The organism is Bacillus sp. JJ664, from assembly GCF_036962205.1.
Classification (GTDB): Bacteria; Bacillota; Bacilli; order Bacillales; family Bacillaceae_G; genus Gottfriedia.
Map to the genome: position 1 here is coordinate 1 of NZ_JBALMS010000139.1, position 8061 is coordinate 8061.

The 8061-nt window shown below is 34.1% G+C and carries 9 protein-coding genes and 8 tRNA genes; 6 read left to right on the forward strand and 11 right to left on the reverse strand.

Annotated elements, in window-relative coordinates; all coding sequences use genetic code 11:
* The 4 genes from V7056_RS18025 to V7056_RS18040 all read left to right on the forward strand — a co-directional run.
* Positions 1-1246, forward strand: a 1246-nt coding sequence (locus V7056_RS18025; protein WP_499703786.1) for a DEAD/DEAH box helicase, incomplete at its 5' end; no start/stop codon positions are given.
* Positions 1247-1579: 333 nt separating this feature from the next.
* Positions 1580-2473: a deoxyribonuclease IV gene (locus tag V7056_RS18030; protein WP_499703787.1), complete on the forward strand. Its 894-nt coding sequence runs from the start codon at positions 1580-1582 to the stop codon at positions 2471-2473.
* 168 nt (positions 2474-2641) lie between these two features.
* On the forward strand, positions 2642-2983 hold the full coding sequence (locus tag V7056_RS18035) for a hypothetical protein (protein WP_499703788.1): 342 nt from the start codon (positions 2642-2644) through the stop codon (positions 2981-2983).
* 211 nt (positions 2984-3194) lie between these two features.
* Positions 3195-3455, forward strand: coding sequence for a hypothetical protein (locus tag V7056_RS18040; protein ID WP_499703789.1), 261 nt, complete (start codon positions 3195-3197; stop codon positions 3453-3455).
* 114 nt (positions 3456-3569) lie between these two features.
* On the opposite strand, the gene V7056_RS18045 is transcribed toward V7056_RS18040, so the two are convergent.
* The 3 genes from V7056_RS18045 to V7056_RS18055 all read right to left on the reverse strand — a co-directional run bounded on the left by V7056_RS18045 (position 3570) and on the right by V7056_RS18055 (position 5162).
* Entirely contained in the window at positions 3570-3869 is a 300-nt protein-coding gene (locus V7056_RS18045) for a hypothetical protein (protein WP_499703790.1), read from the reverse strand.
* 111 nt (positions 3870-3980) lie between these two features.
* Positions 3981-4232, reverse strand: coding sequence for a DUF2624 domain-containing protein (locus V7056_RS18050; protein ID WP_499703791.1), 252 nt, complete (start codon positions 4230-4232; stop codon positions 3981-3983).
* 141 nt (positions 4233-4373) lie between these two features.
* Positions 4374-5162, reverse strand: a complete 789-nt coding sequence (locus V7056_RS18055; protein ID WP_192602615.1) for a YitT family protein — start codon at positions 5160-5162, stop codon at positions 4374-4376.
* Between the two features lie 404 nt (positions 5163-5566).
* Between V7056_RS18055 and V7056_RS18060 the strand changes: the two genes are divergently transcribed.
* Both V7056_RS18060 and V7056_RS18065 read left to right on the forward strand, forming a co-directional pair.
* Positions 5567-6349, forward strand: coding sequence for a metal ABC transporter ATP-binding protein (locus V7056_RS18060; RefSeq protein WP_499703792.1), 783 nt, complete (start codon positions 5567-5569; stop codon positions 6347-6349).
* Positions 6346-7176 carry a metal ABC transporter permease gene (locus V7056_RS18065; protein ID WP_499703793.1) on the forward strand — a complete coding sequence of 277 codons (831 nt, stop codon included), beginning with the start codon at positions 6346-6348 and terminating at the stop codon, positions 7174-7176. The genes V7056_RS18060 and V7056_RS18065 overlap by 4 nt, the downstream gene beginning before the upstream one ends.
* A 156-nt stretch (positions 7177-7332) precedes the next feature.
* On the opposite strand, the gene V7056_RS18070 is transcribed toward V7056_RS18065, so the two are convergent.
* The 8 genes from V7056_RS18070 to V7056_RS18105 form a co-directional block, all read right to left on the reverse strand.
* Positions 7333-7404 (reverse strand) — tRNA-Glu (locus V7056_RS18070).
* A gap of 7 nt (positions 7405-7411) precedes the next feature.
* Positions 7412-7502: transfer RNA gene (locus tag V7056_RS18075), tRNA-Ser, on the reverse strand.
* Between the two features lie 4 nt (positions 7503-7506).
* A tRNA-Asn gene (locus V7056_RS18080) sits at positions 7507-7581 on the reverse strand.
* Positions 7582-7605: 24 nt separating this feature from the next.
* Positions 7606-7682 (reverse strand) — tRNA-Ile (locus tag V7056_RS18085).
* 18 nt (positions 7683-7700) lie between these two features.
* A tRNA-Gly gene (locus V7056_RS18090) sits at positions 7701-7771 on the reverse strand.
* Positions 7772-7775: 4 nt separating this feature from the next.
* Positions 7776-7851: transfer RNA gene (locus tag V7056_RS18095), tRNA-His, on the reverse strand.
* 5 nt (positions 7852-7856) lie between these two features.
* A tRNA-Thr gene (locus tag V7056_RS18100) sits at positions 7857-7932 on the reverse strand.
* A 29-nt stretch (positions 7933-7961) separates the two neighbouring features.
* A tRNA-Phe gene (locus V7056_RS18105) sits at positions 7962-8037 on the reverse strand.
* Between the last annotated feature and the right edge of the window lie 24 nt (positions 8038-8061).

Here is an 8061-nt window from a genome sequence, read left to right on the forward strand (position 1 = left end):
ACATTTTACAGGCCCTACAGAAATTCAACAAAAAATTATTCCACAAGTAAAAACTGGACGTAGTATTATCGGACAATCACAAACAGGATCTGGTAAAACACATGCATATCTAATTCCAACAATTAATACAATTGACCCAACAATTGACCAAGTGCAATTAGTTATTACTGCTCCAACGCGTGAATTGGCAACACAAATTTATAAAGATATTCAATCTATTATTGAATGTTGTCCAGAAGATGCTATGTTAACTGCAAAGAATTTTGTAGGTGGAACAGATTACAAGCGTACGGTTGAAAAATTAAAGAAACAACCTCATATTGTTGTTGGTACAACAGGTCGTATTAAAGATCTAGTTAATGATAATGTACTATTAGTACATACATCTAAATACTTAGTAGTTGATGAAGCGGATTTAATGTTAGATATGGGATTTATCCATGACGTTGACCAAGTTGCATCAAAAATGCCTAAGAATTTACAAATGCTAGTTTTTTCAGCAACAATTCCTGAAAAACTAAAACCATTTATGAAAAAATACATGGAAAACCCTGAGCATATTCATATTAATCCAAAACAGCTTTCTGCTCAGCAAATCGAGCACGTTATCGTTCCTAGTCGTCATAAAGACAAGGTGAGAATGACAAAAGATATTTTATTGAGTTTCCAACCTTATTTAGCCATTATTTTTACAAACACAAAGAAAAAAGCTGAAGAAGTTGCATCTCAATTATCATCATATGGGCTAAAGGTTGGTCAAATTCATGGAGATTTAAGTCCACGTGAACGTAAAAAAATGATGAAACAAATTCAAGACTTAGAATTCCAATACATTGTCGCAACTGACTTAGCATCTCGTGGAATTGATATTGAAGGTGTAAGTCATGTTATTAACATCGAATTACCTTCAGACTTAGATTTCTATGTACACCGTGTAGGACGTACAGGCCGTGCAAACTACTCGGGAACAGCTATTACAATTTACGACCAAGAAGATGAACAAGCACTAGACAAACTACAAGATCGCGGCATTGAGTTCGAACATCGCGAACTAAAAAATGGCGAATGGGTTGAACTAGGACCACGTGCAAAACGTAAACTACGCAAAAGAACTGACCGTAGCTTAGACGCTGTTGCAACAAAAGCCATCAAAAAACCATCAAAAGTAAAACCAGGCTACAAACGCAAACTAAACGAACAACGCGAATCATTTAAACAAAGAGTAAAGAAGAAAACTAGTAGGTAAGAAGAAAAGTGGAACAAGCGCGTTTAGCTCTGAGAGGAATATCTCCATTAATCTGAAGAAAGTGGTGGTTTTTCCACTTCGAAGATTATTGGCTTATGACTCGAGGAGTTAGGAGCCGGAGCTAGACAACAAGAAAAGCGGAAGCGACTGCTTAGCTCCGACAAAACGAGTCCATTGAACTTGGACCATGGTTTTTGACGAGATAAACAAGTCACCGAAAACTGGAAATAGACTATATGAATGAAGAGAGGCACAATAAAAGCCTCTCTTTTTTCATTTTTGAATCATCGTGTTACAATGGAAAGTATGAAGAAAAGCTAGGAGTGGACAAGTATGTTACGTATTGGATCTCATGTGTCAATGAGCGGAAAAAAGATGTTTTTAGCAGCAAGTGAAGAAGCAGCAAGTTATGGTGCAAATACTTTTATGGTATACACGGGCGCACCTCAAAATACAAGACGTAAAAAAATCGAGGATTTAAATATTGAAGCAGGATTAAAGCATATGGCTGAAAATGGAATAGCAGATATTGTTGTTCATGCACCATATATTATTAATATTGGGAATACAACAAATCCGGCAACTTACGAACTTGGTGTTGAGTTCCTACAAAAAGAAATTGATCGAACTGCCGCATTAGGTGCCAAACAAATTGTTTTACACCCAGGTGCACATGTAGGTGCTGGAGAAGACGCTGGTATCGAGCGAATCATACAAGGTTTAAACGAGGTATTAACGGCTGATACACCGGTTCAGATCGCCCTTGAAACGATGGCAGGAAAAGGTTCAGAATGTGGTAAATCATTTGAAGAAATCGCAAGAATTATGGAAGGCGTACATTTTAGCGATAAATTATCTGTTTGTTTTGATACATGTCATATTAATGACGCAGGATATGATATCGTAAATGATTTTGATGGTGTACTTCGACAATTTGACCAGTTAGTCGGAATTGATAAATTAAAAGTACTTCACATTAATGACAGTAAAAACCCTGCCGGTAGCAGAAAAGACCGTCATGAGAATATTGGCTTTGGTACAATTGGGTTTGATGCATTAAGTTATATTGTTCATCATCCACAGCTAACAGAAGTTCCAAAAATCCTTGAAACTCCATATGTAGGCGAAGATAAAAATAATAAAGTCGCACCTTATAAATTAGAAATTGAAATGTTAAGAAATAAGGAATTTAATGAAAATTTAATTCAACAACTTTTAAATTCATAATAACTAGCCCCAACTTTTTAAGCTGGGGCTTTTTTGTGTTCTTTAAGATTTATATTAATGATTGACTACATTTAAGAGATATAATCAACCGGTAAATGAAGTATATAAATAATATGAAGATATTCTATCATGAACATGAGGCAAAACATTTAACAAGGAGTGAGGACTTTGGAATTGAAAAATCCATACGTATTCCTTGGAAAAATCAAGCATATGAGTTCATTCGATGAAATCGCCTTATTTATTACTGAGGAAAAAAACAAACATATCAGAAACATCAAGCGAATTCGTTTCCTGTTATATTCGACAAGTGTCATATTTTTAACATCTTCTATGATTGCCATCGGAAATCATAGAATTGGATGGTCAATTTTCTTATTTAGTTCAACTTTTCTTTCATTACCATTTTTATATATTGTGAATAAAAACAATCAAATCAATCGATTTGAATATGTATTGAAAGAAATAAAAAACGAAGAATTGAATCGAAATAGATATAAGAAAAAGTAACAAGAAACTTTTAGCTTTTGACACTTAGTCATCCAAAATAGGGTGACTATTTTTCTGTACAATAAAAATCCTCAATGTTTCTATTAAGAGAGATATCGAACTTTAGGAAACTAAAACCAAATCTATTGATTTATAGAATAGATTTCGGTTATTTAAAACTTTTATTTTGCATATGAATAGGACAAGCATACTAATAAATAGGGGTGTAATGATGAAAAGAAAATATTTATTTGTATTAGCAGGGATTATTTGTATTAGTCTATGTTGTATTTCATTGAATCCATTTATTAATGAGGATGGACAAAAATTAGGAAACTTAGAAAATGGAAAATTAGTTAATCAAATAAAGCTGGCTAGTAAACATAAAATTGTAACTGTTCCAATGCCAAATAATGATAGCAGCAAATTTATCGTAAATAAAATGCCTACTAAATTTGGACAAGTAGTGATTCAAAATTTAACTGTGAGGTAAGCGATGTGAGTTCCTAATACTAGGTTCATTTCATGATAAAGTCTATTAAAGTGTGGCTAACATTCAAAAAAAAGACAAAAAACATAAGACCTAATGGTCTTATGTTTTTACAATTTATAGCTCAGTTTCAATGATCTTCTTTAATTTACTATCTAAATGTGAGGCAATAATTTTTCCATCTTTTATCCTTTTAACCGTTACTACATTATTTATATGTTCTTCGTTTTGATCATCTAAAAATAATAATTTAATATAAACTACATGTGCTTTGTCACGTTCGATTAAACTACTTGCAATTGATAAGGCTAGGTCATGACTTAAATCATCCAAATGAAACGCATGATTGTATTTGACCTCATCTTGTGTGATCTTATCTAAATAAATAATCTCATAATGTAGTTCACGTAAATCCATCTTAATCCCTCTCATTTCGTTTTGAAATTAAATTGATGTAAGAGAATTATATGAGATACGAAATGAGTAGAGTTGTTAATTAGAGGTTTTTAATCAACATATTATCTTTGCTTAAGTTAACTTTTGAAAAATCGAATCAATCTGCTGTGCCGTTTGAGGTGAAGTAACATTAGAAATCTGGGCTAGTAGTTGTTTTCTTTGGGTAAGGTCATATATATTTACATTTTTACCATTTAATAAGGATGCGACTTTAACCGCTTGATCTTGTGTAATTGATACTTGATATTGCTGACTCAATTTTAATAATTCTTTAGGTGTAATACTATTAACTTTTTTATTAATGAGCGTCTGAATAATATTCATCATGATCCTCCTCTAAGTTGGTGTCATATTCATCTATTCATTTTATGAGGAGAATCTCTATTTAATGAATGCTGATATTGTTTTTGTAGCTCTTAAAATAGAAAAAAAGCTTGAATTCATACTGAACTCAAGCTATCTTGATTAGTGAATTGCTTTCTTTTTAAATTTCCCGCCTTTAACGTCAGCGATATTACCAATTGCCACAAAAGCATTTTCATCAAAATCTTCTACAATTGATTTTAATTTTGCTTCTTCTAATCGAGAAATAACTGTGAAAATAATTTTTTTATCTTCGCCCATAAAACCACCTTCACCGTGGAAATATGTAACCCCACGACCAAGACGTGCATTTAATGCATCGCCAATTTCCTTATCATTATCACTAATAATCCATACTGACTTTGTATCTTGGAAACCTTCAATCGTAAGATCAATCGTTTTAAAAGCTACGTAATATGCGATTAGTGAGTACATTGCATTGTCCCATCCAAAAACGAATCCTGCACTACCAAGGATGAATACGTTAAATGCCATGACTACTTCACCAATTGAAAATGGGGTTGATTTTGATAAAAGAATTCCAATGATTTCAGTACCATCAAGTGAACCACCATAACGGATAACTAAACCAACACCGATACCTAAACCAAGACCACCAAATAAAGAAGCTAACAATGGATCTGCTGTTAAGTGAGGAATGTCTTTAAATAAAGATGTAAATACTGATAATAAACTAATTCCAAATAATGTTGAAATTGCAAATGTTTTACCGATTTGTTTATATCCAACTAATACAAAAGGTAAATTTAAGATGAAAAGAAAAATACCGAGATTAATCGAAGTAATATGAGAGAGGATCAAAGAGATACCTACAATTCCGCCATCAATAATATCTGTTGGAATAAAAAATGCTTTTAAGCAGACTGCCATTAAAGCAGCTCCTAATGTAATGAAAAACCCCCGTTTAAAAATCTTGAAATTTGAAAGCCTTCGATGTGTGACTGCGTTCAAAAAACCACCTCTTTATCTATAGTTTTATAGATTAATTGTAACATATGTATTTTTTGTCACAAAATGAAAAGCCTTATAAATAAAGGGTTTTTTTTAAATATATTAAAATATGCTTAAGTTTTAAGTGATATTTCTAATGGAAATCTAATGAAGTGGATTCAATTTTTACCTTTGAAATAGGCTCAAAAAAACCGTCAAAAAAGAGTATGAAAGAAAGAAGGGAAAATGCGAATGTTTCTTTGTTTACAAATAGGAAGGAATCTCTTATACTAAGAAATTGAACTACAAAACGTAATTATTCCTAAATAGATGAAGGTGTATAAATGAGTCAAAATATCATAAAAATAGAAGATTTATCTTATAGCTATGAACGACAAAATGTATTAAAAGATATAAATCTTCTAGTAAAAAAAGGAGACTTCTTAGGGTTAGTCGGGCCAAATGGGAGTGGGAAGTCTACTTTACTTAAATGTATTCTTGGAATCCAGCAGCCTAGTCAAGGAAGCATTGAGTTGTTTGGAACTGATATTCGTAAAATGAAGAATTGGGAAAAGATTGGTTATGTCTCTCAAAAGGCGAATAGCTTTAATTCTGGATTTCCTGCATCTGTGTTTGAAGTCGTTTCACTAGGGCTAGTAAAAAAGATAGGACTATTTAATGGATTTAAAAATTCAGATAAACTAAAAGTTACTGAAGCATTAAAATCTGTAGGGATGTATGAATTTGCAAATCGAAATATTGGTGAACTTTCTGGTGGGCAACAACAGCGTGTTTTTATCGCAAGAGCTTTAGTAAGTAATCCTGAATTACTGATTCTTGATGAACCGACTGTTGGTGTTGATGCGGAAAATGTTGAGAGCTTCTATGAATTACTGAGCGATTTAAATACAAAATTAGGCATTACATTATTATTAGTCTCTCACGATATTGGTATTATTACTGATAAAGTTTCACATGTTGCCTGTTTAAATAAAAAACTTCATTTCCACGGAAGCAGAGAAAAATTTAAGGATGCTACAGAGAAGGATCTATCGATTTTGTATGGTCATTCAGTACATCTACTATCTCATAACCACGAACATGAAGAGGGGAGAGGTAGCTTATGATGGATTTTTTTCAATATGATTTTCTACGTAATACATTACTAACAGGTATGATTATAGGAATTATGGCTCCATTACTTGGAGTGTTTGTTGTGTTTAGAAGATTATCATTAATTTCTGATGCCTTAAGTCACGTGACACTATCAGGTGTCGCAGCGAGCTTATTACTAGAAAAGTATTTCTTTACTAGTGGATTTATGAGTCCATTATTTATGGGGATGACATTTTCAGTCGCAGGTGCATTTTTAATTGAAAAATTGAGAAGTGTTTATAGACATTACCAAGAACTTGCTATTCCGATCATTCTTTCCGGGGGTATGGGATTAGGTGTGATCCTAATTTCGTTAGCAAATGGGTTTAATACGGATTTATTTAGTTTCTTATTTGGAAGTGTAAGTGCAGTCTCTGGGCAAGATTTAATGACTGTCGTAATCATTGCAATATTTGTTGTCATTTCAATTATCGTACTGTATAAAGAATTGTTCTTATTATCATTTGATGAAGAATACGCTGTTGCATCGGGTATAAATGCAAAATGGATCCACTATTTATTTATATTATTAGTAGCGTTAGTCGTTTCTGTTTCAATGAGAGTGGTAGGGGTCTTATTAGTTTCTTCACTTATGACATTACCAGTTGCTGCTAGCATTCGTATTGCAAAAGGATTTAAACAAACAATCATCTATTCCATTATTTTTGGTGAACTTTCGGTCGTTGCGGGAATATTCCTTTCATATTTTTTAAATTTAGCGCCGGGTGGTACTATTGTGATCCTGCAAATCCTTATTCTTATTTTAACGTTAGGTTGGAAGAAATTAAGAACGAGATAAAGGTAGTGATTAAATGAAATTAGCAGATGCATCAAAATTATTAAAAGATCGAGGCTATAAAAATACTCCTAAACGATATGATATGCTTGAATATATTTTTAGACAAAATAAAAAGCTCAGTTACCTGTGTTAACACAAATAACTGAGCTTTAGATATGACCCGTACGGGATTCGAACCCGTGTTACCGCCGTGAAAGGGCGGTGTCTTAACCGCTTGACCAACGGGCCGTTATTATGGCAGAGAAGAAGGGATTCGAACCCTCGCACCGCGTTAGCGATCTACACCCTTAGCAGGGGCGCCCCTTGAGCCACTTGGGTACTTCTCTATAATGGCTCCGCAGGTAGGATTCGAACCTACGACCACTCGGTTAACAGCCGAGTGCTCTACCACTGAGCTACTGCGGAACAATAAAAATGATATAATATATATGGTGGGCCTAAATGGACTCGAACCATCGACCTCACGCTTATCAGGCGTGCGCTCTAACCAGCTGAGCTATAGGCCCATAAATATTATATAAAAAAGCGGGTGATGGGAATCGAACCCACGACCGAAGCTTGGAAGGCTTCTATTTTACCATTAAACTACACCCGCGTAATGGGGCGACCGATGGGAATCGAACCCACGAATGCCGGAACCACAATCCGGTGCGTTAACCACTTCGCCACGATCGCCATAATGGTGCCGACTAAAGGACTTGAACCCTCAACCTACTGATTACAAGTCAGTTGCTCTACCAATTGAGCTAAGTCGGCAATACATTATTTAACTATAAAATTAAAAATGGTGGCTCGGGACGGAATCGAACCGCCGACACGAGGATTTTCAGTCCTCTGCTCTACCGACTGAGCTACCGAGCCAATTTAAATGGCGGTCCCGACCGG